19 protein-coding genes are annotated in these 23,195 nt (G+C 65.3%); 12 read left to right on the top strand and 7 right to left on the bottom strand.

Translation table 11 applies throughout. The features are described from left to right. Positions 1–110: 110 nt before the first annotated feature. The 3 genes from ABD002_RS18385 to ABD002_RS18395 form a co-directional block, all read right to left on the bottom strand. Positions 111–2,387, bottom strand: coding sequence for a xanthine dehydrogenase family protein molybdopterin-binding subunit (locus tag ABD002_RS18385; RefSeq protein ID WP_343793837.1), 2,277 nt, complete (start codon positions 2,385–2,387; stop codon positions 111–113). Then, the gene (locus ABD002_RS18390) at positions 2,384–2,905 is read right to left on the bottom strand and encodes a (2Fe-2S)-binding protein (protein WP_343793839.1); all 522 of its coding nucleotides are present in this window, start codon (positions 2,903–2,905) and stop codon (positions 2,384–2,386) included. Before ABD002_RS18390 ends, ABD002_RS18385 begins: the two co-directional genes overlap by 4 nt. A 73-nt stretch (positions 2,906–2,978) precedes the next feature. Beyond that, positions 2,979–4,304 carry an amino acid permease gene (locus ABD002_RS18395; protein ID WP_343793841.1) on the bottom strand — a complete coding sequence of 442 codons (1,326 nt, stop codon included), beginning with the start codon at positions 4,302–4,304 and terminating at the stop codon, positions 2,979–2,981. A gap of 284 nt (positions 4,305–4,588) precedes the next feature. Here ABD002_RS18395 and ABD002_RS18400 point away from each other — a divergent pair, with 284 nt between their 5' ends. The 8 genes from ABD002_RS18400 to ABD002_RS18435 all read left to right on the top strand — a co-directional run bounded on the left by ABD002_RS18400 (position 4,589) and on the right by ABD002_RS18435 (position 13,534). Next, on the top strand, positions 4,589–5,344 hold the full coding sequence (locus tag ABD002_RS18400; protein ID WP_343793842.1) for a nuclear transport factor 2 family protein: 756 nt from the start codon (positions 4,589–4,591) through the stop codon (positions 5,342–5,344). A gap of 197 nt (positions 5,345–5,541) precedes the next feature. Continuing rightward, the gene (locus tag ABD002_RS18405) at positions 5,542–8,145 is read left to right on the top strand and encodes a bifunctional aspartate kinase/diaminopimelate decarboxylase (RefSeq protein WP_343793897.1); all 2,604 of its coding nucleotides are present in this window, start codon (positions 5,542–5,544) and stop codon (positions 8,143–8,145) included. 71 nt (positions 8,146–8,216) lie between these two features. Further along, positions 8,217–8,630, top strand: coding sequence for an endonuclease domain-containing protein (locus ABD002_RS18410; protein WP_343793844.1), 414 nt, complete (start codon positions 8,217–8,219; stop codon positions 8,628–8,630). Next, positions 8,627–10,063, top strand: a complete 1,437-nt coding sequence (gene murL, locus ABD002_RS18415; protein WP_343793846.1) for a UDP-N-acetyl-alpha-D-muramoyl-L-alanyl-L-glutamate epimerase — start codon at positions 8,627–8,629, stop codon at positions 10,061–10,063. The genes ABD002_RS18410 and murL overlap by 4 nt, the downstream gene beginning before the upstream one ends. Continuing rightward, positions 10,050–11,474, top strand: coding sequence for a UDP-N-acetylmuramoyl-L-alanine--D-glutamate ligase (murD, locus tag ABD002_RS18420; protein ID WP_343793848.1), 1,425 nt, complete (start codon positions 10,050–10,052; stop codon positions 11,472–11,474). Before murL ends, murD begins: the two co-directional genes overlap by 14 nt. A 117-nt stretch (positions 11,475–11,591) precedes the next feature. Beyond that, on the top strand, positions 11,592–12,458 hold the full coding sequence (locus ABD002_RS18425) for an N-acyl homoserine lactonase family protein (RefSeq protein WP_343793850.1): 867 nt from the start codon (positions 11,592–11,594) through the stop codon (positions 12,456–12,458). A 76-nt stretch (positions 12,459–12,534) separates the two neighbouring features. Continuing rightward, positions 12,535–12,789 (top strand): YciI family protein, encoded by a 255-nt coding sequence (locus tag ABD002_RS18430; protein ID WP_343793852.1) that lies wholly within the window; start codon positions 12,535–12,537, stop codon positions 12,787–12,789. Positions 12,790–12,856: 67 nt separating this feature from the next. Further along, complete coding sequence (locus ABD002_RS18435; protein ID WP_343793854.1) at positions 12,857–13,534, top strand: cytochrome b/b6 domain-containing protein; 678 nt, start codon at positions 12,857–12,859, stop codon at positions 13,532–13,534. A gap of 131 nt (positions 13,535–13,665) precedes the next feature. On the opposite strand, the gene ABD002_RS18440 is transcribed toward ABD002_RS18435, so the two are convergent. Next, the gene (locus ABD002_RS18440) at positions 13,666–14,121 is read right to left on the bottom strand and encodes a c-type cytochrome (protein WP_343793856.1); all 456 of its coding nucleotides are present in this window, start codon (positions 14,119–14,121) and stop codon (positions 13,666–13,668) included. A gap of 114 nt (positions 14,122–14,235) precedes the next feature. Here ABD002_RS18440 and ABD002_RS18445 point away from each other — a divergent pair, with 114 nt between their 5' ends. Continuing rightward, complete coding sequence (locus tag ABD002_RS18445) at positions 14,236–15,027, top strand: dienelactone hydrolase family protein (protein ID WP_343793858.1); 792 nt, start codon at positions 14,236–14,238, stop codon at positions 15,025–15,027. Positions 15,028–15,031: 4 nt separating this feature from the next. Here ABD002_RS18445 and ABD002_RS18450 read toward each other — a convergent pair whose 3' ends face one another. Continuing rightward, entirely contained in the window at positions 15,032–15,961 is a 930-nt protein-coding gene (locus ABD002_RS18450; protein WP_343793899.1) for a polyprenyl synthetase family protein, read from the bottom strand. A gap of 281 nt (positions 15,962–16,242) precedes the next feature. Between ABD002_RS18450 and ssb the strand changes: the two genes are divergently transcribed. After that, the gene (gene ssb, locus ABD002_RS18455; RefSeq protein ID WP_343793860.1) at positions 16,243–16,767 is read left to right on the top strand and encodes a single-stranded DNA-binding protein; all 525 of its coding nucleotides are present in this window, start codon (positions 16,243–16,245) and stop codon (positions 16,765–16,767) included. A gap of 565 nt (positions 16,768–17,332) precedes the next feature. Here the strand turns inward: ssb and ABD002_RS18460 are convergent. Both ABD002_RS18460 and ABD002_RS18465 read right to left on the bottom strand, forming a co-directional pair. After that, positions 17,333–18,772 (bottom strand): nitrilase-related carbon-nitrogen hydrolase, encoded by a 1,440-nt coding sequence (locus ABD002_RS18460; protein WP_343793862.1) that lies wholly within the window; start codon positions 18,770–18,772, stop codon positions 17,333–17,335. Further along, positions 18,756–19,337: a TetR/AcrR family transcriptional regulator gene (locus ABD002_RS18465; RefSeq protein WP_343793864.1), complete on the bottom strand. Its 582-nt coding sequence runs from the start codon at positions 19,335–19,337 to the stop codon at positions 18,756–18,758. The genes ABD002_RS18460 and ABD002_RS18465 overlap by 17 nt, the downstream gene beginning before the upstream one ends. Positions 19,338–19,998: 661 nt before the next feature. Between ABD002_RS18465 and ABD002_RS18470 the strand changes: the two genes are divergently transcribed. Beyond that, the gene (locus ABD002_RS18470) at positions 19,999–21,399 is read left to right on the top strand and encodes a hypothetical protein (protein WP_343793866.1); all 1,401 of its coding nucleotides are present in this window, start codon (positions 19,999–20,001) and stop codon (positions 21,397–21,399) included. An 81-nt stretch (positions 21,400–21,480) separates the two neighbouring features. Then, entirely contained in the window at positions 21,481–22,998 is a 1,518-nt protein-coding gene (locus tag ABD002_RS18475; protein ID WP_343793868.1) for an outer membrane protein assembly factor BamB family protein, read from the top strand. Positions 22,999–23,195: the final 197 nt, after the last annotated feature.

Raw genomic sequence — 23,195 nt, forward strand, 5'->3', positions numbered from 1 at the left:
TCAGCGGCGATGCCTTTAGCCCCTTCAAGGGGAGGGCTGGGCGGGGATGGTATTCACCGAGCCGAAAGCATCGCGGCTGAAGCCGCTCCTACCAAAGGCGGCGCTGGCTTTTACAACATCCGCATCAATTCGGGCATCAGCGGCAGCTTGCGCACGCGCACCGTGGTCGCGGCGTAGACCGCGTTCGCGAGCGCGGGTGCGGCGCTCGGCACGCCGATCTCGCCGGCGCCGGAAGGCTCGGCCGTGGATTCGACGATCTGCACCTCGACATTGCGCGGCGCCTGCGCCATGCGCAGCAGCGGGTAGTCCGGGAAATTGTGCTGCTGCACCTGGCCGTCCTTCACCGTGATCGCGAGATGCAGTGCGGCGGAAACGGCGTCGATCGTGCCACCTATCATCTGCGCCTCGAGCCCGAGCGGATTGACCACGCGGCCGACATCGGCGACACAGACCGCGCGGTGGATGCGCAGGTCGCTGCCGTCGATCGACACCTCGAACGCATGTGCGGCATAGCCGCCGAACGTGAAGTGGCAGGCGATGCCGATGCCGTGGCCGTCGGTGCGGCGCGCGCCCCAGCCGATCTTTTCCGCGCACCGCTTCAGCACGTCGGCAAGGCGGCCGGTGTCGAAAGTCGGGCCGCCGTGGCCCTTGTACGGGATCTTGCGCGGCTCGCCGAGCAGGTCGAGGCGCAGTTTCACCGCATCCTGTCGGGTCGCGACCGCGACCTCGTCGATGAAGCTCTGTACCGCGAACGCGTGGAAGGTGTGGATCGGCGCGCGCCACCAGCCGCGCGGCATGCCGGAGGCCACGCTGAAGAACGTCTTGTCGAGGTTCGCGACCAGCCCGGCCGGGAAATCGTCCGGTTCGAGGCAGCCGGTGTAGATCGGCCGGCTCTTCATGCCGGCGTCGCGGTAGTTGCGCGGCGTCGCCGCGCAGCGGTGCGACCAGCCGGTGATGTGCTTCTTGCGGTCCAGCGTTGCCGCCATCGCGTGCACGCCGAACGGACGGTAGAAATCGTGCTGGAGGTCGTCCTCGCGGGTCCACATCAGTTTGACCGGCTTGCCGGCCGCCTTCGCGACCAGCACCGCCTCGGCGACATAGTCGTTCTTCAGGCGCCGGCCGAAGCCACCGCCGGCGCGGGTCATGCGGATCTCGATGTCCTTGCGTGCGATCCCGGTCAGCTGGCTGATCAGTTCCGATGCGCCATCCGGGCTCTGAAGTGAAGCGACCAGCAGTACGCTGTCCTGCCTGATCTCGATCAGCGCGGCCGGCGGTTCCATCGTCGCGTGCGCGAGGAACGGCATCTCGTAGCGCGCCTCGATGACCTGGCGCGCCTGCTTGCGTGCCTTCGCGAAGTCGCCGTCGTTGCGTACGGCGACGCCGCCTTCATTCTTGTCGAGCAGGTCGTTCGCCACGGCCGCCAGCGCGTTCGTGGATTCCTTCGCCCACGGGCCCTGCTTCCATTTCACCTTGAGCAGCTCGCGGCCCTTGAGCGCGGCCCAGGTGCTGTCGGCGAGCACCGCGACGCCGGCCGCGAGCACGCCGCCGAGTGGTTCGTCGGGCTTGGGGCCGGGAATCGCGATCACGTCCTTCACGCCGGCGACCTTGCGCGTCTCGGCGTCGTCGAACGAATCCAGCGTACCGTCGAGATACGGGCAGCGCGCGATCACCGCGACCAGTGCGTCGGCCGCGTATTCGTCGATGCCGAAGTGGCTGCGCCCGGTCACGATCGCGCGCGCGTCGGCGACGCGCGTCGGCTTGCCGATGATGCGGAACTGCTCGGGCGACTTCAGTGCGACCGGCTGCTCCGGTGGCGCGATCGATGTGGCGCTGCGTGCGAGCGCGCCATAGGTGAGTTTGCGTCCATCCGGTGCGATCACCTGGCCCGATTCGGTGCGCAGCTGTTCGGCGGGCAGGTTCCAGTCACGCGACGCGGCCTGCACCAGCAGCCAGCGCGCGGTCGCGCCGGCCTGGCGCAGTTCCTTCCAGCCATCGGTGATGCTCGTGCTGCCGCCGGCGCCCTGGTCGCCATATCTGTTCGACGGGCCCTTGTCGGTCTCGACATAGCCGTACGGCAGCTGCACCACGCGCACCTGCGACCAGTCGACATCGAGTTCCTCGGCGATCAGCATCGGCAACGAAGTCATCACGCCCTGACCGATCTCGCAGCCACGCGCGCCGATCACGATGCGGTTGTCGCGCTCGATGCGCAGGAATGGGCCGAGTTCGGTGAGCTCATCGCCGAGCAGGTCCGGCGGCAGGTTCGCGGCTGCCGGCTCCGCGTGCGCCCAGCGCATGCCGACCAGCAGCGCGCCCGACGCGGTGAGCGAGATCGCGAGGAAGCGGCGCCGACCGGCATTCACGGTCGTGATTGCGTCCGCGCTCATTTGTCCTGGCTCCGCATCAGTTCGGCGGCGCGTGCGATCGCGCGTCGGATGCGCGGATAGGTGCCGCAGCGGCAGAAGTTGCCGATCGTCGCGATGTCGTCGTCGTTGGGTTTCGGCTTGCGCTGCAGCAGGTCGACCGCAGCCATGATCTGGCCGGCCTGGCAGTAGCCGCATTGGGCGACGTCCTCTTCGATCCAGGCCTGCTGGACCGGATGCAGCGCGTTCGTCTCCAATCCCTCGATCGTCGTGATCTTGTGGTTCGCCGCGGCCTGCATCGGCGTCACGCACGAGCGCACCGCCTTGCCGTCGATCAGCACGGTGCAGGCGCCGCAGGCGCCGATGCCACAGCCGTACTTGGTGCCGGTCAGGCGCAGGATGTCGCGCAGAAACCAGAGCAGCGGCATCGCCGGGTCGCCATCGTGGAAGTACGGCTTGCCGTTGATCGAGATCGGCAGCGGCGCCAGCGGCCGCGCAGGCCGCTTGACGGGTTCAGCGGGGTGTTCGGGTTGATTGGGCATGCAAGTCTCCATGCCCCGCGCAGGTCGCGTATCGCGTGTGCGGCGGGGGACCGCCCATTGTCGCACGGCCGTTTCAGCGGGCGGGCAGGCGCCGCCAGATGAAATACACCGGCAGGCCGGCCAGCGTGATCAGTGCGCCCATGCCGGCATCGGCCGGGTGTTGCCAGATCGTCACTCCGACGATCCACAGCACCACGGCGAGGAACAGCAGCGGCAACACCGGATACCACGGTGCACGGAACGTGACCGGCTCCGCCGCGCGCGCGCGCCGGTACCAGAACAGCGTCGCGATCACCGCGGCCATGCCGAGCCAGTCGCCGACGGTCGAGTAATTCAGCAGCTGGTCGAAGGTGCCGGTCAGCGCGAGGCCGCAGGCCCACACCGCGAGCAGCACGAGGGCGATGTTCGGCGAGCGCCAGCGCGGATGCAGGCGGCCGGCGGAGCGGAAGAACACGCCGTCCGCACCCATCACCTGGAACACACGCGCGGCGCCGATCATCGAGATGTTGCAGAAGCCGAGCGTCGAGATCGCGATGCCGGCCGCGATCAGGCGCGCACCGGCTTCGCCGAATACCCGACGCATCAGGTCCGCGGCTGGCGCCATGCTCGACGCGAGCCCTTCATGGCCGAGCACGGCGAGATAGGAAAAGTTGGCGAGCAGGTAGCACGCGGCCACCAGCAGCATGCCGAATACCAGCGCACGCGGGATCGTACGTTGCGGCTCACGCACTTCGCCGGCGATGTCGTTCACGTAGTACCAGCCGCCGTACGAGAACAGCACCGGCATCAGCGCGCCGCCGAAGGCGAACGCATTGATCGGCGCCGGCGCCGCGCTCGGCGGCGGTGCGCCGCGTGCGATGAGGCCGATCACGATCAGCGCCGCGATCGCGGCGAGCTTGAGCACGGTCAGGATGTTCTGGGCGAGGGAGCCGGCGCGGATGCCGAACCAGTTGATGCCGGTCAGGAACACGATCGTGCCGACCGCGTACGGGCGCGGATCGGCGACCGTCACACCGAATGCGGCGCCGGCATACTGCACGAACACGGTCGCGACCGCGGCGAGCGCGCCGGAGTGGTTCACGACCAGCAGGTTCCAGCCGTACACGAACGCGACGATCAGTCCGAACGCCTCGCGCAGGTACACATAGCCGCCGCCCGCGGTAGGCCGGCGCGCACCGAGTTCGGCGTAGCAGAGCGCGCCGATCAGTGCGATCGCGCCGCCGATCGCCCAGGCCAGCATTTGTTCTCCGCCTGAGCCGGTGTGGCGCGCAATCGCAGCCGGAGTCAGGAAGATGCCGGAGCCGATCACGCCGCCGACCACGACCATCGAGGCGTCCCAGGCGTTGAGCCGGCGTGCATAGCCGACGGTCTGCTGCGTGCCGGTGCCCGCTTCGCTCATGCCTGCTCTCCAAGGGTGTGGCTGCCGACGATGCAACCCGTGTGGCCGGCGGGTGCTGCGAACGCATCGTTCTGCGCGAGGCTGCGCTCTGTCATGCGCGGTCGCATAGGCGGGTTCGTGGCATCACGGTTCCGGCTCCCGTGTCGGGTCGGCGCCGATCATGCCCGAGTTGCCGGCCGCCCGTCTGCCGATCGACGAAGCCCGCGAACATGACTGTCGGCAGATGCGTGCTGCGCATCGTCCCTCTCCAATCGCACACAACGCGTCTCCCGGCTGAGGTTCCCATGGAAAAGATCGCCGTACGCTGCAGCGTGGCCGGTTGTGTCGCCCTGTCGCTGCTGGCCCTGCCTGTTGCCGCGATCGAGCGCGCGGACCCGGCGCCATTCATGCACCTGACCCAGGAGTTGATGGATGCAATCCCGCCCGGCAGGGCGGAGGTGTGGCAGCGCATCCTGGCCGACGACGCGATCGTGATCGACGAATTCGGACGGCGCCAGGACAAGGCGGAGGCGGTCAAGTCCATTCACCCGTTCCCGTCGGGCTTCTCGGGCAGCATCGAGATCCGCGATCCCGAGTTGCGCCTCCACGGCGACACCGCCGTGCTCAGCGGCGAGTTCTTCGAACGCGAGAGCGTGTTCGACCAGAAGCTCCTGGTGCGCTACATCTTCAGCAACACGTTCGTGCGTCGGGACGGCGACTGGAAGCTGCTCGCCTCGATCGACGTGACGTTGCCGACGGCGCCGCCCGCGCTCGATGTCCGTGACCTGCACGTGGACGATTACCCCGGCACCTACCGCTACGGCCCGGAGCGCGCGTTCACGGTAGGCGTCGAAGGCGGCAAGTTGTTCTACACGACCAAGGCCGGCGGTAAGCGCGTTGCGCTCGACGCGGTCGCGAAGGACGTGTTCATGGATGGCGGCGACGAAAGGAACCTGCTGGTCTTCCGGCGCGATGCCGCCGGACACGTGCATGAGCTGATCGAGAGGCGCAAGTTCAACGACCTGCACCTGGTTCGCGTCGAGGCGTCGTCACCGCACTGATCCCGAAGCCGGAGCAGGCCGTCCGATGGGCGCCATCCGGTTGTCCGCCTGCGCCGCGCCCTTATTCCGACTGATCATGGCCACCTCGTTGCGTTCTGCTGCGGCGCACGAAAGAATGCCGCGCTCTACGGCCCATTCGCACCGAGGACACGCCCTTGAGTTCCACCGACGCCCGCGCGTCGCGGTCTGCCGCGACGCTGCCCACGAGCCACGACGCCCCCGGCAGACCCTGGGTCGTCGCCAAGTTCGGCGGCACCAGCGTCTCGACGCGCCCGCGCTGGGAGACGATCCAGCGCATCGCCGCCGAGCATCATGCGCGCGGCCGCAACGTATTGATCGTGGTGTCCGCGCTGTCCGGCATCACCGACCTGCTCAAGGCGATCGCCGAGGCGCGCGGCGACGAGGCACGCTGCCGCGAGGCGCAGGTCGGCATCGTCGAACGTCATCATTCGCTGCATCGCGACCTCGAACTGCCGACGCGTAACGCGCTCGATGGCTGGCTCGCGCGACTCGATCAGCTGATCGCCGATCCGCGCCGGTCGCAGTCCGCACTGCCCTGGGCTGCCGACGTGTTCGCGCTCGGCGAGCTGATGTCGAGCACGCTTGGTGCCGCATTCCTCGGCATGCAAGGGCTGGCCACGAACTGGCTCGATGCGCGCGAGCATCTGCGCGCGCAGCCACTGGCGAACCAGAGCGCATGGGCGCGCCATTTGTCCGCGACCGTGCCGGCAGCGCCGGAAGCGGCGTTCGCGAAAGAGCTGGCCACACGCGGCGAGGTGTTCATCACGCAGGGCTTCATCGCGCGCAACGGTGACGGCGAGACCGTGCTGCTCGGTCGCGGCGGATCGGATACCTCGGCCGGCTATTTCGGCGCGATGCTGAAGGCCGAATGCGTCGAGATCTGGACCGACGTGCCCGGCATGTTCAGCGCGAATCCGCGCATCGTGCCCGAGGCGCGCCTGCTCGCGCGGCTCGACTACGAGGAAGCGCAGGAGATCGCGACGACCGGCGCCAAGGTGCTGCACCCGCGCTCGCTCGGACCGCTGCGCCGCGCCGGCGTGCCGCTGGTCATCAAGGACACCAATCGCCCGCATCTGGCCGGCACCGAGATCCGTGCCGCCGCGGCCGACGCGGCACCGTGCGTGAAGGCGATCAGCGCGCGCAAGGGCGTCACCCTGGTGTCGATGGAAACGGTCGGGATGTGGCAGCAGGTCGGCTTCCTTGCCGACGTGTTCGGCGAGTTCAAGCGGCACGGCCTGTCGGTCGACCTGATCGGCTCGGCCGAGACCAACGTGACCGTGTCGCTGGATCCCACCGAGAACCTGGTCAATTCCGATGTGCTGTCCGCACTTGCCGCGGATCTCGCGAAGATCTGCCGGGTCAAGGTCATCGCGCCGTGCGCGGCGATCACCTTGGTCGGGCGCGGCATGCGTGCGCAGTTGCATCGATTGTCGGCCGTGCTCGCCGAGTTCGGCGCACTCGACGTGCACCTGATCAGCCAATCCTCGAACAACCTGAATCTCACCTTCGTCATCGACGAGGCGCTGGTCGACGATCTGATTCCGCGCCTGCACACACTCCTGATCCGCGCTGATGCGCTGCGCGTCGAGGACGGCGCGGTGTTCGGTCCGAGCTGGCGCCAGCTGGCCGACGACGGCGCTCCGGCATCTCGCGAAACCTGGTGGCGGCGCGAGCGCGGGAAGCTGCTGCAGCTCGCCGCCGAAGCATCGCCCCGTTATGTGTATTCGCTGGGGCAAGTGCGGGCCCAGGCGCAGTCGCTACGCGCGCTCGGCACCGTGGATCGCTGGCACTACGCGCTGAAGGCGAATCCGCATCCGGCGATACTGCGCGCGCTGCACGAAGAAGGTTTCGCGTTCGAGTGCGTGTCGTTCGCCGAAGTCGAGGCGGTTCGTGCCGCGGTATCCGCGCTGCCGGCAGAGCGCATCCTGTTCACGCCGAACTTCGCGCCGCGCGAGGAATATGCGGCTGCGCTCGCGGCCGGCGTAAGAGTCACGCTCGATGCGTTGCACCCGCTGCAGCATTGGAGCGAGTTGTTCGCGAATCAGGACATCCATCTGCGCGTCGATCTCGGCGCCGGCCGCGGCCATCACGACAAGGTGAAGACCGGTGGCGTCACCTCGAAGTTCGGCGTCGCGCTGGAGCAGGTCGACGAGTTCCGCGCGCTCGCGCGCAAGGCGGGTGCGCGCATCGTCGGCCTGCATGCGCATCTGGGCTCGGGCATCCTCGATGCCTCGCACTGGCGCTCGGTATACGCGCAACTGGCCAGCCTCGCGGAAGGTTTCAGCCGCATCGAATCGCTGGATATTGGCGGCGGTCTCGGCGTGCCGTCGCGCCCCGACGAGACGGCGCTCGACCTTGCCGCGCTGGGCGATGCACTCGCCGAGGTCAAGCGTGCGTATCCACAATTCGCGCTCTGGATGGAACCGGGTCGCTTCCTCGTCGCCGATGCCGGCGTGCTGCTTGCACGCGTGACACAAACCAAGCGCAAGGGCTCGGTGAGCTATGTCGGCGTCGATGCCGGCATGAACTCGCTGATCCGCCCGGCGCTGTACGAGGCCTGGCACGAGATCGTCAACCTGAGCCGCCTGGATGAACCATCCGCCGCGATGGTCCAGGTCGTCGGTCCGATCTGCGAAACCGGCGACGTGATCGGCGCGAACCGGCGCCTGCCCGAATGCCGTGAAGGCGACGTGCTGCTGATCGCGCAGGCCGGCGCCTACGGCGCGGTAATGGCCTCGCGCTACAACCTGCGCGAGCCGGCGGAAGAGGTGGTGCTGTGACGCGTCCAGCCGGCGGGACGACGTTTTTGTCCCCTCTCCCTCCGGGGAGAGGGCCAGGGAGAGGGGCCGTCATGCAACGCGCTAACGTCGCTCATGCCCGGGCGTTGCGAGTCGGACAGACGGATGCGGAGCGTTGGCTGTGGCGACATCTGCGCAACCGCCAATTGCTGGGCTGGAAATTCCGCCGCCAGCACGAGATCGGTCCGTACATAGCCGACTTCGTGTGTACCGGCGCGTGGCTCATTGTCGAGCTGGATGGTGGCCATCATGTCGCGCAGGCGAGCCAGGATGCGCGGCGGACAGAATGGTTGCAGGCCGCGGGCTACCGTGTGCTGCGTTTCTGGAATGATGACGTGCTGAAGAGTATCGAGAGTGTGCTGGAACAGATTGTTGTGGCGTTGGCAGCGACGGCCCCTCACCCCGGCCCTCTCCCCGGAGGGGAGAGGGAGAAGGAAGGCGGCGCTGCAAGGGTGGGGCGCGCATGAACGAGCTGAGTGACCCGCGCGTTGCGCAAACATTCCGATTCGTTCGCCGCGACTACGCCGATGGCGTCGCCTCGTTGGTGTATGCGTTCGACGACGGTCCGGAAATGGTCGAGCGCATCGTGTTTCCTGATGCGCCGGCGTTCGCGCCGGAGCGCGCCGCCGCGTTCGAGGCTGCGCTCGATCTGCTGCATCTCGTGGCCGGCGTCAGCTACTACAAGGCCGGTGTGCCGAGCGAGATCCGGGTCGAGAGCACGCAGCTCGATGCAGCGACAGTCGCGTTCCTCGATGCACTGTATCTGCATGGGTTGGGCGAGTTCGCGTATCACAACAAGCTCGATCTGCGCGGGCGCATCCGCTTTCCTGTATCTCGTCATTCCGGCGAAAGCCGGAGCGCTTTACAACAGCCGAAGGCTGGTCATCCAGCTCCTCTGCTTGACGGAAGAAAGCTGGATCCCGGCTTTCGCCGGGATGACGACCTGAAAGAATGGTTGATCCAGCCGCCCCGGACGCTGGTGCCGATTGGCGGCGGCAAGGATTCGCTGGTCAGCGTGGAGATCCTGAAACGCGCCGGTGAGGACGCGACCGCGGTATGGGTCGGCAACTCGCCGCTGATTGCCGCATGCGCGGAGCGCACCGGCCTGCCCATGCTGAACATCCGTCGCGAACTGTCGCCGCTGCTGTTCGAGTACAACCGGCAAGGCGCGTACAACGGGCATATTCCGGTCACCGCGATCAATTCGGCGATTCTCGCGGTCGCGGCGGTTCTATATGGCTACGACGCGATCGCGTTCTCGAACGAGCGCTCGGCGTCGAGTGCGACGCTCGAATACGACGGCCAGCCGGTCAATCACCAGTGGAGCAAGAGCTGGGAATTCGAGCGCACGTTCCACGATCTGCTGCATGCGCGTGTCGCCGCCGGCCTCGACTATTTCTCGTTGCTGCGGCCACTGTCCGAACTCGCGGTGGCCGAACGCTTCGCACGCACGTCGCACTATGACGATGCGTTCTCGAGCTGCAACCGAAACTTCCGCATTCTCGGGCCCAAGCCGGCGGATCGCTGGTGTGGGCAGTGCCCGAAATGCCATTTCGTGTTCCTCGCATTGGCGCCGTTCATGCCGAAGCCGCGCCTGCTCGGCATCTTCGGGCGCAACCTGCTCGATGACGCGACGCTCGCGCCGGCGTTCGATGCGCTGATGGAATACCGCGACCACAAGCCGTTCGAATGCGTCGGCGAGGGCGTCGAATCGCGCGCGGCGATGGCCACGCTCGCGACGCGCGCCGAATGGCGCGAGGATGCGCTGGTTGCGCGTTTTGCCGACGAGATCCTGCCGCTGCTGGATCGTGCCGAGCTCGACCTCGATGCGCTGATCGCGCCGGCTGGCGAGCACCGGATTCCCGGGCGGCTGTTGCGCTTCGTCGATGCGCATCGCTGATCTTGCCGGCCGACGCGTTGCGGTCTGGGGCTACGGCCGCGAGGGTCGTGCGGCGCTGGCCGCATTGCGCACGCGAGTGCCGGACTTGCCGGTGACGGTGTTCTGCAACGAGGCAGAGGCGCGACTATTGGAGGAAGAAGCATCGCGGCTGAAGCCGCTCCTACAGGGAGACTCTTCTTCTGGTAGGAGCGGCTTCAGCCGCGATGCCTTTGTCCCGATCACCACGCCACCGGACGCCGCCGCGCTGTCCGCGTTCGATGTCGTGATCAAGTCACCCGGCATCAGCGCGTACCGGCCGGAGATCCTCGAGGCGCAGCACAACGGCGCGCATTTCACCTCGGGCACTGCGCTGTGGTTCGTCGAACATCCCGAGGCGCGCGTGATCGCGGTCACCGGCACCAAGGGCAAGAGCACGCTGAGCGCGTTGATCGCGCATCTGCTTCGCGCGCGCGGGAAGCGTGTCGCGCTGGCTGGCAATATCGGCCTGCCATTGCTGGAACTGCTCGATCCGCCACAGATACCCGATTGGTGGGTGGTGGAACTCTCGAGCTTCCAGACGCGCGAGGCCGCCGAGATCGAGATCGGCGTGATCAACAACGTCTACGAGGAACATCTCGACTGGCACGGCTCGCGCGAACGCTATGCGCACGACAAGCTCGCGCTGGCAGCGGTCGCGAAGACGTTGATCGTCAACGCGACGCAAGGCGAACTGGTCGCACGCACAGGCGCGCATCCGCATCGCATCGCATTCGGCGAGTCCTCGGGTTGGCATGTCGGGGAAGGCGCGATCCTGCGCGACGCACAACGTGTGTTCGATCTCGCCGCCTCGCCGTTGCCGGGCCCGCACAACGCACTCAATCTCTGCGCCGCGCTCGCCGTGATCGAGGCGGCCGGCGAAGACGCCATCGCGGCCGCTCGGGCAATCACCGCGTTCCGGCCGTTGCCGCATCGCCTGCAGACGCTGGGCGAGCATGACGGGCTCACTTGGGTCGATGACAGCATCGCGACGACGCCGCAGGCGACATGGGAAGCGCTCGCGAGCTTCTCCAATCGGCCGGTGACGGTACTCGTCGGCGGCCACGAACGCGGTCTCGACTGGCGCGGATTCGCCGGGCAGGTTCATGCGCAGCCGCCGCATGCCATCGTGACGATGGGGGCGAACGGAGCGCGCATCCACGAAACCCTGCGTCTCGCCGGCGGCGCCTACCGGCTCGAGGCGGCCGCCGCGCTCGCGGACGCGATGCGCATCGCACGCGCGATCACGCCGGTGCACGGCGTCGTGCTGCTGTCGCCCGGCGCACCGAGCTTCGACCAGTTCCGCGACTATGCCGAGCGCGGTTGTGCATTCGCGCGACTGGCAGGTTTCGATCCTTTGTCGATCGGGCAGATCCAGGGGCTCGGCATCGTTTGATGCAGTGATCTTGAAATGCACGGGGCGTATCCCAGCTCATGAGTCCGGCAGTTGCACGCCGGGCGCATGGTCTCTCGGACCACGCGCATCCCCGGATCAGGACAAAGGAATCCACACATGCTCGATCTGACCTCGAAAGGCCTCGCGTTGTCACTCGCGTCAATGCTGCTCGCCGCGCCGTTGGCGCATGCCACATCGGCCACGCAGGGAGCGAAGAATGAAGTGCGCCTCTACACGCTCGACTGCGGCCACGCCACGTTCAAGGATTTCGGCGAGTTCGCCGACACCGGCGAATACGACGGCAAACCGGGCGAGATCGCCGACCCGTGCTTCGTGATCCGTCATCCGAAAGGCATCCTGCTGTGGGATACCGGGCTCGGCGACAAGTTCGCCGCAAACACGGACGGCGCCGAGCCCGAGCCGGGCGTGCACGTGACGGTTCCGGTCACGCTGCTTGATCAGTTGAAGACATTGGACCTTGCGCCGGCGGACGTTACCTACGTCGCGTTCTCGCACTTCCACTTCGACCACACCGGCAACGCGAACGAATTTCCGGGCTCGACCTGGATCCTCAACAAGGCCGAGTTGAATTCGGCGCTCGCGAATCCACCACCGTTCGGCGTTTCGCCGGACAACATCAGCGCCTACAAGACCGCGAAGACGCAGATGATCGATGGCGACTACGATGTGTTTGGCGACGGCAGCGTGCGCATCCTCAAGGCGCAGGGGCATACGCCGGGGCACCAGGTGCTCGAGGTCAGGCTGAAGAAAACCGGCGTCGTGATCCTGTCCGGCGACCTCTACCATAGCCGCGCCAATCGCGAGTTCGCGCGCGTGCCGCGCTTCAACGTCAGTCGTGCCGACACGCTGGCCTCGATCAATCGCGTCGAGCGGATCGTGAAGAACACCAAGGCGCGTTTCGTGGTCCAGCACGATCCGGAGGATTTCAAGGCGCTGCCGAAGATTCCGGCCTATCTCGACTGACAGTCGACGCTCTTACCTGCTGGCGGCGCGCTTTCGGTGCGCCGCCGTTTCCCAATTGCGCAAGACTCCATACGCCATGAACCGCTATCTCGTTATCGCCTTGCGCACTCCGGAATTCGATCCGGCAGTGATCGGGCCTCACTGCCATTTTCTCGATAAGCTGCGCGCGGACGATCGAGTCGAATTGTCCGGACCGTTCAGCGACAAGTCCGGCGGCGCCTATCTGCTGCGCGCGGCCACGTTGGACGAAGCGACCACGATCGCGCATGGTGACCCGCTGCATCTGAGCGGCGCTTCGAAGCTCACCGTCCACGAATGGCACGCGAAGTAGTGTGTAGACCGGGTGTTGCGGCGGTTGGCGCTGCTATGCTCGCTGCGACTGGCACGCCGCACATCCGATGAATTCACCTGCTTCCGACTACATTCGCGTCTGGGACCTGCCGACGCGGCTATTCCATTGGGCTCTGGTTGCGTTGATCGCGCTGCAGTACGCGAGCGGCGAGTTCGGCTGGCTGCCGATGGCATGGCATTACTGGCTCGGTTACGCGACGCTGGCGCTGATCCTGTTTCGCGTACTGTGGGGATTCGCCGGTTCCGAGACGAGCCGCTTCGGCGACTTCGTGCGTGGGCCGCGCGCAGTATTTCGCTACATCGCCGATTCGCTGCACGGCCGCGTGGTGCATATGCCAGGCCACAATCCGCTTGGGAGCTGGTCGGCGCTGTTGATGCTCGGCTCGGTCGCGCTGCAGGCAGTCAGCGGCCTGTTCACCAGCGACGACATCAGCGAGGCAGGCCCATGGGTCGAGCGCATGTCCGAGGCAACCGTTTCGCTGATGACGCGCATCCACCATCTCAATCGCTACGTGCTGCTGCTCCTGATCGTGCTGCATGTCGGCGCCGTGCTGCTGCATTGGGTGATCAGGAACGACAACCTGGTCGCGCCGATGCTGCATGGGCAAGCACGCTTCGACCGCGTGCGCACATTGCGTTTCGTATCGTCGTGGCGCGCGCTGTTCCTGCTGGCACTCAGTGCCGGTGCGGTATGGGCGCTGGTCGCTTGGGGATCGGCGAGTTAGATCGCACACGAAGCGTCGGTAGGAGCGGCTTCAGCCGCGATGCCTTTGGCCGACGAGGCGAGACGAGCATCGCGGCTGAAGCCGCTCCTACGAGGTGCGAGCGATGGTTCGCTGCGAAGATGCGGCGCCGATCAATCTTCGTTGCGGTACTTGTCGTGGCAGGCCTTGCACGCGCCAGCGGTCTTCTTGAACTGGTCCTTCATCTTTGCTTCGTCGCCGCTCTTGGCGACATCGGCAAGCGCCTTGGACTGCGTGACCAGGTCGTCCATCTTGGATTTGAAGTCGTCCATGTTCTTCCAGATGTCCGGCTTCGCCTCGGTCTTCGCGCCGGTAGCTGAACCTTCCGGAAAACCTTCGAGCAATTGCGGCGTCAGCGATGCGATGCGATCGGCGTGCCGGGCAAACTCGGCTGCATCCCATGGTGCCTTGCCCTTCACCATCTGCGCGAGCGGTCCGAAGTTCCAGCCGATCATCGTGTAGGCGCTCTGGCGGTAGCGGATCGCGGTTTCCGGCTTGACCGCGGCGGTTGCGACGGCGGCGCTTGCAAGCAGCGCGGCAACACTCAAGCTCAACGTGGCAAGTCGCATCGTATCCTCAAGGTTGGTCATGGAATGTGAAGTCTAGCAGCCGGTCCGGCGCGCATGATCACCGTCCACGCGATAAGGACTATCATGCGCGCACTTCGAAACCGGGAGTCCATCATGCTCGCACGCCTGTTCGCGATCGTCATTGTTTCCGTGTTTGCCGTGCCGCTGCACGCCGAGATGGTCGTCCGGCCGATCGGCTATGAGGTCGGTGGCAAGAAGATGCAGAGCGCACTGGTCTACGACGCCGCGGTGAAGACGCCGCGTCCTGGCGTCGTGATGACGCCGGACTGGCTCGGCATGAACGACAACCAGATCGCGTTGGCGAAACAGATCGCGGGCAAGGACTACGTGATCCTGGTCGCCGACGTCTACGGCGTCGACGTGCGTCCGAAGACGCCCGAAGAGGCCGGTGCGGCCACCAAGTCGATGTACGAGCATCGTGTCGATCTGCGCGCGCGCATCAACGGCGCGCTTGCGCAGCTCAAGGCGCAGGTCGGTAAGGCGCCGCTGGATGGCAGGCATTGGGGCGCAATTGGCTTTTGCTTCGGCGGCGCGACCACGCTCGATCTCGCGCGCAGCGGTGCGGACGTGCAGGCAATCGTCTCGTTCCACGGCAACCTTGCCACTGACGATCCGTCGCTCGCGAAGAACATCAAGGCCAAGGTCCTCGTGCTGCACGGCGCCGACGACAAGTTCGAGTCGCCGGAGCAGATCGCCGGCTTCCAGAAGGAGATGCGCGACGCGAACGTCGACTGGCAGTTCGTCAGCTACGGCGGTGCCGTGCACTGCTTCGCGATCCCGACTGCGCATGGCGAGGTGCCGGGCTGCAAGTACGACGAGCGCACCGCGAAGCGCGCGTTCGCGCAGATGCACCTGTTCTTCGACGACGCGTTCGCGGCGAGGTAATGCGTCAGCGCGTTCGGTCGACCGCGTAGTCCGCGAGCACGGCGAGCGCATCGCGCGCATCCGACGATGGCAACGCGCCGAGCGCGTCGCGCGCGGAATCCGCGTAGCGATGCGCGCGCTCGCGCGAAGCGTCCAGCGCGCCGGTGGCGTGGATCGCGGCGAGTACGTCGTCCAGCGCATCGAGACCGCCGGTCTGGATCGCCTGCTTCAGAATCGCGGCCTGCGCCGGCGCGCTGCGTGCGATCGCGATGATCAGCGGCAAGGTCGGCTTGCCCTCGGCGAGGTCGTCGCCGATGTTCTTGCCGAGCGTGCCGGCGTCGGAAGCGTAGTCGAGCACGTCGTCGGCGATCTGGAATGCGTAGCCGAGGTCCAGGCCGTAGCGCGCGAGCGCATCTTCCTGCTCGGCCGGCAGGCCTGCGAGAACGGCGCCGAGCCGCGTCGCCGCAGCGAACAGCACCGCCGTCTTGCGCTCGATCACGTCGAGATACGCCTGCTCGGCGGTATCCGGATTGCCGATGTTGAGCAGCTGCAGTACCTCGCCCTCGGCGATTCGGTTCGTGGTGTCGGCGAGGATGCGCATCACGCGCATGCTGTCGAGTTCGACCATCATCTGGAACGAGCGCGAGTAGAGGAAATCACCGACCAGCACGCTCGCCGCGTTGCCCCACAGCGCGTTCGCGGTCTTGCGGCCGCGGCGCAGGTCCGATTCGTCGACGACGTCGTCGTGCAGCAGCGTCGAGGTGTGAATGAACTCGATCAGTGCCGCAAGCTGCAGATGGTTGCGCCCGCCGTAGCCGGCCGCGCGCGCGGCGATCAGGTGCAGCATCGGGCGCAGGCGCTTGCCGCCGCCGCCGATGATGTGCTCCGCCACCTGGTTGATCAGCACCACGTCGGAAGCGAGGCGCGTACGGATCAAGGTGTCGACCGCGGCCATGTCGGCGGCGGCGAGGGCCTGGACGTCGGCGAAGCGTTCGATGCGCAGCGCGGCGGCGGGGAGCGGGGCGGCGGAGATCAAGGACGGTATCCTGGACGCGAAGGCCGCAAGTATAACGGGCCGGCGCGAGAAGCCGACGCGCGCGGGGCGCGTCCGAAAACGCTGACAAAGCGTCGCACCCCATGCGGACGCGGCGCAGCGGCGAGGGGACGCGCAGGTCGTACCGGTCGCGGTGTATCCTGCGCGCCATTCGTCGAAATTCACGGCAGAGGAATCCGTTCATGGCACGTGGCGTCAACAAAGTCATCCTGGTCGGCAATCTGGGCGCCGACCCCGAAACGCGCTACACCGCGAACGGCGGCGCGATCACGAACATCCGTCTGGCGACCTCCGAGAACTGGAAGGACAAGCAGACCGGTGAGAACCAGGAGCGCACCGAGTGGCACCGCGTCGTGCTGTTCGGCAAGCTCGGCGAGATCGCCGGCGAGTACCTGAAGAAGGGCCGGCAGGTCTACATCGAAGGCTCGCTGCGCACGAACAAGTACACCGACAAGGAAGGCATCGAGCGCTACACGACCGACATCGTGGCGAACGAGATGCAGATGCTCGGTGGCCCGGGCGGTGGCGGTGAGGGCGGCGGTAGCTACGGCGGTGGTGGAGGAGGCGGTGGCGGTGGCGGAGGTTACAGCCGCGATCGCGGCGAGCGTTCCGAGCGCGGTCCTTCGCGTGCGCCACAGTCCGCATCGCGACCGGCATCCGCGCCACCTCCGTCGGATGGGTTCGAGGACGACGACATTCCGTTCTAGCGCGAATCGCGCTTTTTGATTTAAACAAAAGAGCAATTCGTCTTCTGTATCAGATGGTTAGCGCATTGCGCCCAGAGTTGATCTGGGCGCCGTTTTGCTTCTTGGCTCGCACCATCGGACGTTGTCAAATTCGCTTCAGCGCAACGACGCGGAGCGAAGGTCTCGCATGGGCACGAGGGGTTGGGCTGGCAGATACGCACTATTGGAAAGTGGCGAGCGCTTACCTCTTTATAGTCAGGGGTCGGTTGGGCCTTCCTGATCTGTCCGCACTATCGTATGCGCTCTCGATGCTGCGAGCTCGAGGAAAAGCAGCAAACACCATCGCATCGAAGTCTCAGAGCGATAGGGCGGGGACTGGAGTTTCTGGAACATCGGTCCGTTGATCTCATCGAGCGAATCGCGTCGACGACGTATCTCTCGCGCGAAGAGCTCAGGCATTCGCGCACACCTGCCGGCAGCGCTGGGATGAACATGCCGTTTGCTCTTCCGACGCCTATAGCGGACATTTCGAATCTGGCATGTAAGCATGACGACAGAATGTGCACATGTTGCACATATCCTGGTGTCAGTTGGCTGCAATCTGCATTGACGTGCTGCGTGGCAGGAAGGCCAGCACCAGCCATGCCGCCAGAGCGATCAAGTCGAGCCACGCGAACCAGTCACCCCAGCTCGCGTATAGCGTGCGCGTCTCGCGTAGCGGTAGATTGCCCACCAATTCGGCGTCACTTCGTTCGCTGGAGGCTTCTGCCACAACACGGCCGCGGTCATCACTCAGGGTAAGCCGGCCGGCATGGGCGGCACGCGCGACGGCAAAGCCACTTTCCACGCCGCGCATGATCGCCATGCGGCTGTGCAGCCAGCCATCGACGATGAAATCTGAAGCAGGCACCAACAGTAGTTGTGCACCACGCGCCGCATAAGCGTTGCCGATATCGTGGAAATCCATGTCCTTGCAGATCGCCAAACCGATGCGCGGTGTGCCCTCAAGCAGGGTGTAGCCGTCGCCCGGCATGGACTGCTCCAGGCCGACGAGCACATGATGTTTGCTGTACGTGGCGGGTGATATGACGCCAGGCTGGAACACCATCAGCATATTGCGCTCCGCCTGCGGATCACCCTTGAAGTCGACGCCGGCGCCTACGATCAGGTCGCGTTGCGTGGCCAACTCGGCGAACGCAGGAATGGTTGCCTCGGCGGTGGTGAACGATGTCTCGGGAATCAACGTGATTCGAGCGCCGGCCTTCGCGAAGCGGTCGAATGCATCGAGGTAGCGCGCCGCCAGTGCCTGTCCCTCGGGCCCATTCAGCGCAGCAGCCGTCGGCTTCTGAAGCGATACCAGGCCAGCGTGCATCGTTCCGGTCACCGGTGCCTGAAGTCGCCAGCCACCATATGCGACGGCACCGATGATCATTAGCGCCGCAAGCGCCATCGCCGCAATTCGATCGCCTCTCACGGCCTGCGGTGCTGCCTGCACCGCGACAGCGGCTGGCAACAGGACCACGAGGAAGCCAATCCCCCAGATTCCCGTGATGGCGGCCAACTGGACAATGGCAAGCGCGTCCATTTGTGTATAGCTGATATTGAAGAACGTGGCATGGGGCGAGAGCAGACTGTTGACGTATTCGGCAGCAACCCATGTTGTCGGTACCGCCAGTGCGGCTGCCAGCGCATGGCCACGTATCAGCAATCGCCGGAACAGCAATACGCATAGCGTCAGCATCACGCCGGACAGACAGATGGCGTACAGGGTCACGGGTACCGGCAGGCCAATGTACGTGTGCATGTAGGTCAGGATGTTGAACCCGCCGGCGGTATACGCCAGGAAGGCCGCCAATGCTGCCCAGTGCGCGCGGACCCGGGGCGCGAGCCACAGTACCGGCAAAGGCGAGAGCCATGTCAGCCACCACTGCGGATACAGGCCGCTGCCGAACCACCAGCAAATGGCGGACAGCGCGGTCGCGGCCAACCAAGCTGGCAGCGCAGAACCATCACGTTTTGATGCCATCGAGCAATCTCCTCAATGATTGTAGGTAGAAGACGCGAAACTGCGCCTCGTCATAGCTGAAACGCCCGGCGCGGTAGAGGGCGATCAGGCCGTGCTGGTGCGCCCATATCGTCATCGTGACGTCGTGCGGATCGTCTGGTTTCAGCACGCCCCGGGCCATGCCTTCGATTACCGCGTCGAGCGCGACATTGAAGGTCGGCGACCGACCCGCGCGAAAATCCTCGGGATAACGTCGCGCATCGTCGCGACGCACGGAAAAGGCGTGATCGAATAGATGCGGATGCGTCAGCGCGTAGTCCAGGTAGGGCTCCAGCAAAGCCATCAGTCGCTTGAGCACGTCCGGGTTCCGTGAGCGCGATTCCCATTCATGCGCGACCCCGTTGAAACTGTCGTCGGAGAGCTTCTTCAGTAACGCATCCCGGTTTGGGAAATGGCGATAGATCGCCATTGGCGTTATACCCACAGCATCGGCTACGCGCCGCATGGTCACGGCATCGGCGCCCTCGCGCTCAAACAATTTGTGCGCGGCCTTAAGGATCTTTTCTGCGGTGGTCAAACGAGTCATGTATACAGTGTATACAGCGTGATCGCAGCAAGGCAATACCCACTGATGGCCTATCAAGGCCATGCCACCAGAGCATCCTTTGGTGGGAAGCGCTCAAGATCTCTATCCACGGCTACCTCAACCGCATCCAGTCCAGTCGCCGACTTGATCGCGGCTGGAAATGGCGTGGCCCTGATCAGTCAAGCGCTCGTGGTGGTCGGGTATCTCCAAGTGGTTGTGCACGGCGCTGATCCATAGGGGGCACAGAGTGCCGCCTGGGGGAGCCGCCGGTTTGCTGCCGTAGCTGGCAAGAAACGTGTGGCTGCCGAGCCCCCGGATCAACTACCGCCTATTGCGCAACGGCAGCACGACATGCCCACCGCCGAACGCCAGCGCACACCGCTCGATGGAATCCACCCGCTACGCGCATGAGCAAATTTGACATGCCATGCGAGTGTGACGTTACCGTTCTGCTCCGGACTTTCGTTTTAAAATCTACCGTAATAGGTTTTGTTGCATTTGACCCAAAAGCCCGCTTTTAGCGGGCTTTTGTTTCCTGGAACGCAAGTTCATGTACGATCGGCGCTCGAAAACGCAGGACGATCGAGCATCATTGCGCTGAGGCCCATCGAGCTGTCACCAAGCCTTGATGGGGGGATCCATGCCGATAGGGGGTAGGGCCATGAACTTGAAGGTGTCTGCAGCGGCGTTCCTGTGGCGGATTGCCGCCTTGCTTCTGATTGCGCTGCCCGGTTGGGCCGGCGCCACCGTCATCACGGCCTCGCCGGTCAATTTCGCATCCGGCGAAGGAGCGGTCTTCAACGGAGCCGTCGCAACCTTCATCGACGACGACCCTGCAGCCACCCCGAGTTCGTTTACGGCTTCGATAGATTGGGGCGACGGTTCTGCGGTGACTTCAGGCACGATCGCCGTCAGTTCCGCTGCATTCACGGTGCTGGGCCAGCACACGTACGCCGATGAAGGCACGTTCACGGCGACCGTCACGATTTCCGATCAGCCACCGGGCACCGGAACCGCCACGGCGACGGACTCCGCGATCATCAGCGAACGCGACGTTCTCACGGGTTCACCGGTCACGTTTGCGGCAGCACCGGGTGTCAGCTTTACGACGTCGGTGGCCACGTTCTCGGACACCCTGTCCACTGCGACGGTGGGCGACTTCACTGCAACCATCAATTGGGGCGACGCCACGACGACTGCGGGCACGGTCAGCGGCAGCGCCGGTTCCTTCCAGGTCAGCGGAACGCACACCTACGCAGGCTCCGGGACTTTTTCGGTAAGCGTGACCTTGAGCGATGATGCGCCGGGTACCGCTACGGCCTCCGTGACCAGCACCGCACATGTTCTGAGCAGCTTGACGGCAACGCCTGTCAACTTCTCGGTCAATGAGCACGCATCCTTCAATGGAACGGTCGCGACGTTTCTTGATCCCGATCCTTCCAAGACGGCCTCGTCATTCACCTCGACCATCAACTGGGGAGACGGTACGACGACGGCGGGTACGGTCGCCGGCGCCGCAGGCGCGTTCACCCTCAAGGGCCAGCATACCTATGCGGACGAGGGCAGCTTCCCGGTCGGCATCACGATTTCCGAAGTGGCGCCTGGTACGGCGACCACGAGCGTCACTGCCACGGCGACGGTCGCCGAGGCGGATGTGCTGACGCCGGCACCGGTCACCTTCGCAGCGGTCGTGGGAACCTCCTTCACCGGTAAGGTGGCGACCTTCACCGACGCCGATGCGGCGAACGTGGCGAGCGATTTTTCGGCAACCGTCAATTGGGGTGACGGCACGACGAGTGCCGGAACGATCAGCGGCAGTGCCGGCGCGTTTCAGGTCAGCGCAACCCATACCTATGCTGCCAGCGGTCCATTCACGGTAGCGGTGACGATCGCTGACGATGCGCCAGGCACCGCGTCGGCTCGAGTTACCAGCACCGCGAACGTAGCTGCTGCGCCGCCTCCGCCTCCGGTCGAGCCGCTCCCCATGCTGGACATCCGCGGGCTGCTCGTCCTCGTGCTGGCGCTGGGTGTCGCCGGGGCCGCCCTCGCTCGCCAACGCTGAAGCGTCCCCACCCAACGCCATGTCGCCGGGCTCCCAGGTCCGGCGACATGACGCCGGTGAGTGCACTCACGGAACCCGTCCATGAAAATGCTCGTTGGCGCAGGTTGGCTGGCGGCGGGGGTGTTCGTTGGAACATGCGTTCCCGCCGCCTGCGCCGATTGGCTTCAATTCAACTACGACGCGGCACATGGCGGCAACAATGCGCTGGAGCACGCGATCTCGACGTCGCCCGGCCCCGCCAACGTGTCGACTCTGCGCCCGATTCGTCACGTGACGCTTTCCAATGTCGTGGACGGTGCGCCGGCGTTCGTTGCGGGTGTGTCGACGGCATTCGGCGCGAAGGATCTGCTGTTCCTGACGACCAGGAATGGCGAGTTGCTGGCGGTCGACGCGTCGACCGGCGAAAGCATCTGGTCCAGGCATCCTGCAACCGGTCCGCGCTACACGACCTCGTCGCCGGCGGTGGATCCCGCGCGCCAGTTTGTCTACAGCTACGGTCTGGACGGATACGTCCACAAATACGGAGTCAACGACGGCGCCGAAACAACCGCCGGCGGATGGCCGCAGCTTGCAACCCTCAAACCGGACATCGAGAAAGGATCCTCTGCGCTGACCATCGCGACCGCGCAGGACGGTTCGAGCTACCTGTACGTCGCCAATGGAGGCTATCCCGGGGATGCCGGTGACTATCAGGGCCACATCACCGCGATAAATCTTGGCACGGGAACGCAAAACGTATTCAACGCGAATTGCAGCGACCAGACGGTGCACTTCGTCGAGCTTGCATTGCCCGATTGCGCGCGGGTGCAGAGCGCCATCTGGGCGCGCCCCGGCGTCGTCTACGATGCCGGGACCGACCGCATCTACATGGCGACTGGAAATGGACCCTTCGACGGCAACAGCGGGTCGGCGCCCAATCACGATTGGGGGGACAGCGTCCTTGCGCTGAGTCCTTCCGGCACGGGAGCAGGTGGCTCGCCGCTGGCAAGTTATACCCCCACCGACTATCAGGCGCTGCAGGACTCGGACCAGGATCTTGGTTCCACCGCTCCGGCGATTCTTCCCGTCCCTGTCAGTAGCGCATTTCGTCATCTAGCCGCGCAGAGTGGGAAGGACGCCAAGATTCGTCTGCTCAACCTGGACAGCCTGGGTGGCTTGGCCGGCGTTGGTCATCTCGGTGGCGAGCTGCAGATCATCAATCTCCCGCAGGGTGGAGAGATCCTGACTCAGCCCGCGGTCTGGTTCAATCGGGTCGATTCCTCGACGTGGCTGTTCATCGCCAACGGCAATGGAATTGCGGGTCTGCAACTTGTGATGGGCACGACCGGGATTCCCGCACTTTCTCCGAGGTGGCACGTGATGGACAGCGGCACTTCGCCGATCGTTGCGAACGGCATCGTCTTCTATGCGGGATCGGCAGGTTTGACCGCGCGCGATCCGGTCAGCGGGAACCTGTTGTGGAACGATGGTTCGATCGGCGGAGTGCATTGGCAGAGTCCGATCGTGGTCAACGGCACGCTTTACGTCACCGACCAGAGCGGCCAGCTTTGGATGTATGCGGTCGATCAGATATTCAGGGATGGATTCGATCCTTCGTAGAAGACCCCCGCGATCGCCGTGGAGCCGCGCCAGCCTTTTTCGTGCGACCACCTGCTTTCGATCGTGCATAGGCCAGAGTGGGGCTTCTCGAAAACGCACATTCTTCGTCATGCGTCCGATGACCGTCGTTCCTTAAGATTCTCCTAAGCTGGGGGCTTTAGACTGGCTGCCCGCTGGTTCGATACCGTTGTCCTGGC

This window comes from Dokdonella soli (assembly GCF_039523175.1).
Taxonomy (GTDB): domain Bacteria; phylum Pseudomonadota; class Gammaproteobacteria; order Xanthomonadales; family Rhodanobacteraceae; genus Dokdonella_A; species Dokdonella_A soli.

Excerpts from the sequence above, each read along its gene's own strand:
- murL (WP_343793846.1), top strand. The coding sequence starts at position 8,627 with ATGAACGAGCTGAGTGACCCGCGCGTTGCGCAAACATTCCGATTCGTT.
- ABD002_RS18395 (WP_343793841.1), bottom strand. The coding sequence starts at position 4,304 with ATGAGCGAAGCGGGCACCGGCACGCAGCAGACCGTCGGCTATGCACGC.
- ssb (WP_343793860.1), top strand. The coding sequence starts at position 16,243 with ATGGCACGTGGCGTCAACAAAGTCATCCTGGTCGGCAATCTGGGCGCC.
- ABD002_RS18440 (WP_343793856.1), bottom strand. The coding sequence starts at position 14,121 with ATGCGACTTGCCACGTTGAGCTTGAGTGTTGCCGCGCTGCTTGCAAGC.
- ABD002_RS18385 (WP_343793837.1), bottom strand. The coding sequence starts at position 2,387 with ATGAGCGCGGACGCAATCACGACCGTGAATGCCGGTCGGCGCCGCTTC.
- ABD002_RS18425 (WP_343793850.1), top strand. The coding sequence starts at position 11,592 with ATGCTCGATCTGACCTCGAAAGGCCTCGCGTTGTCACTCGCGTCAATG.
- ABD002_RS18435 (WP_343793854.1), top strand. The coding sequence starts at position 12,857 with ATGAATTCACCTGCTTCCGACTACATTCGCGTCTGGGACCTGCCGACG.
- ABD002_RS18390 (WP_343793839.1), bottom strand. The coding sequence starts at position 2,905 with ATGCCCAATCAACCCGAACACCCCGCTGAACCCGTCAAGCGGCCTGCG.
- ABD002_RS18445 (WP_343793858.1), top strand. The coding sequence starts at position 14,236 with ATGCTCGCACGCCTGTTCGCGATCGTCATTGTTTCCGTGTTTGCCGTG.
- ABD002_RS18465 (WP_343793864.1), bottom strand. The coding sequence starts at position 19,337 with ATGACTCGTTTGACCACCGCAGAAAAGATCCTTAAGGCCGCGCACAAA.
- ABD002_RS18450 (WP_343793899.1), bottom strand. The coding sequence starts at position 15,961 with ATGGCCGCGGTCGACACCTTGATCCGTACGCGCCTCGCTTCCGACGTG.
- ABD002_RS18475 (WP_343793868.1), top strand. The coding sequence starts at position 21,481 with ATGAAAATGCTCGTTGGCGCAGGTTGGCTGGCGGCGGGGGTGTTCGTT.
- ABD002_RS18460 (WP_343793862.1), bottom strand. The coding sequence starts at position 18,772 with ATGGCATCAAAACGTGATGGTTCTGCGCTGCCAGCTTGGTTGGCCGCG.
- murD (WP_343793848.1), top strand. The coding sequence starts at position 10,050 with ATGCGCATCGCTGATCTTGCCGGCCGACGCGTTGCGGTCTGGGGCTAC.
- ABD002_RS18410 (WP_343793844.1), top strand. The coding sequence starts at position 8,217 with ATGCAACGCGCTAACGTCGCTCATGCCCGGGCGTTGCGAGTCGGACAG.
- ABD002_RS18400 (WP_343793842.1), top strand. The coding sequence starts at position 4,589 with ATGGAAAAGATCGCCGTACGCTGCAGCGTGGCCGGTTGTGTCGCCCTG.
- ABD002_RS18430 (WP_343793852.1), top strand. The coding sequence starts at position 12,535 with ATGAACCGCTATCTCGTTATCGCCTTGCGCACTCCGGAATTCGATCCG.
- ABD002_RS18470 (WP_343793866.1), top strand. The coding sequence starts at position 19,999 with ATGAACTTGAAGGTGTCTGCAGCGGCGTTCCTGTGGCGGATTGCCGCC.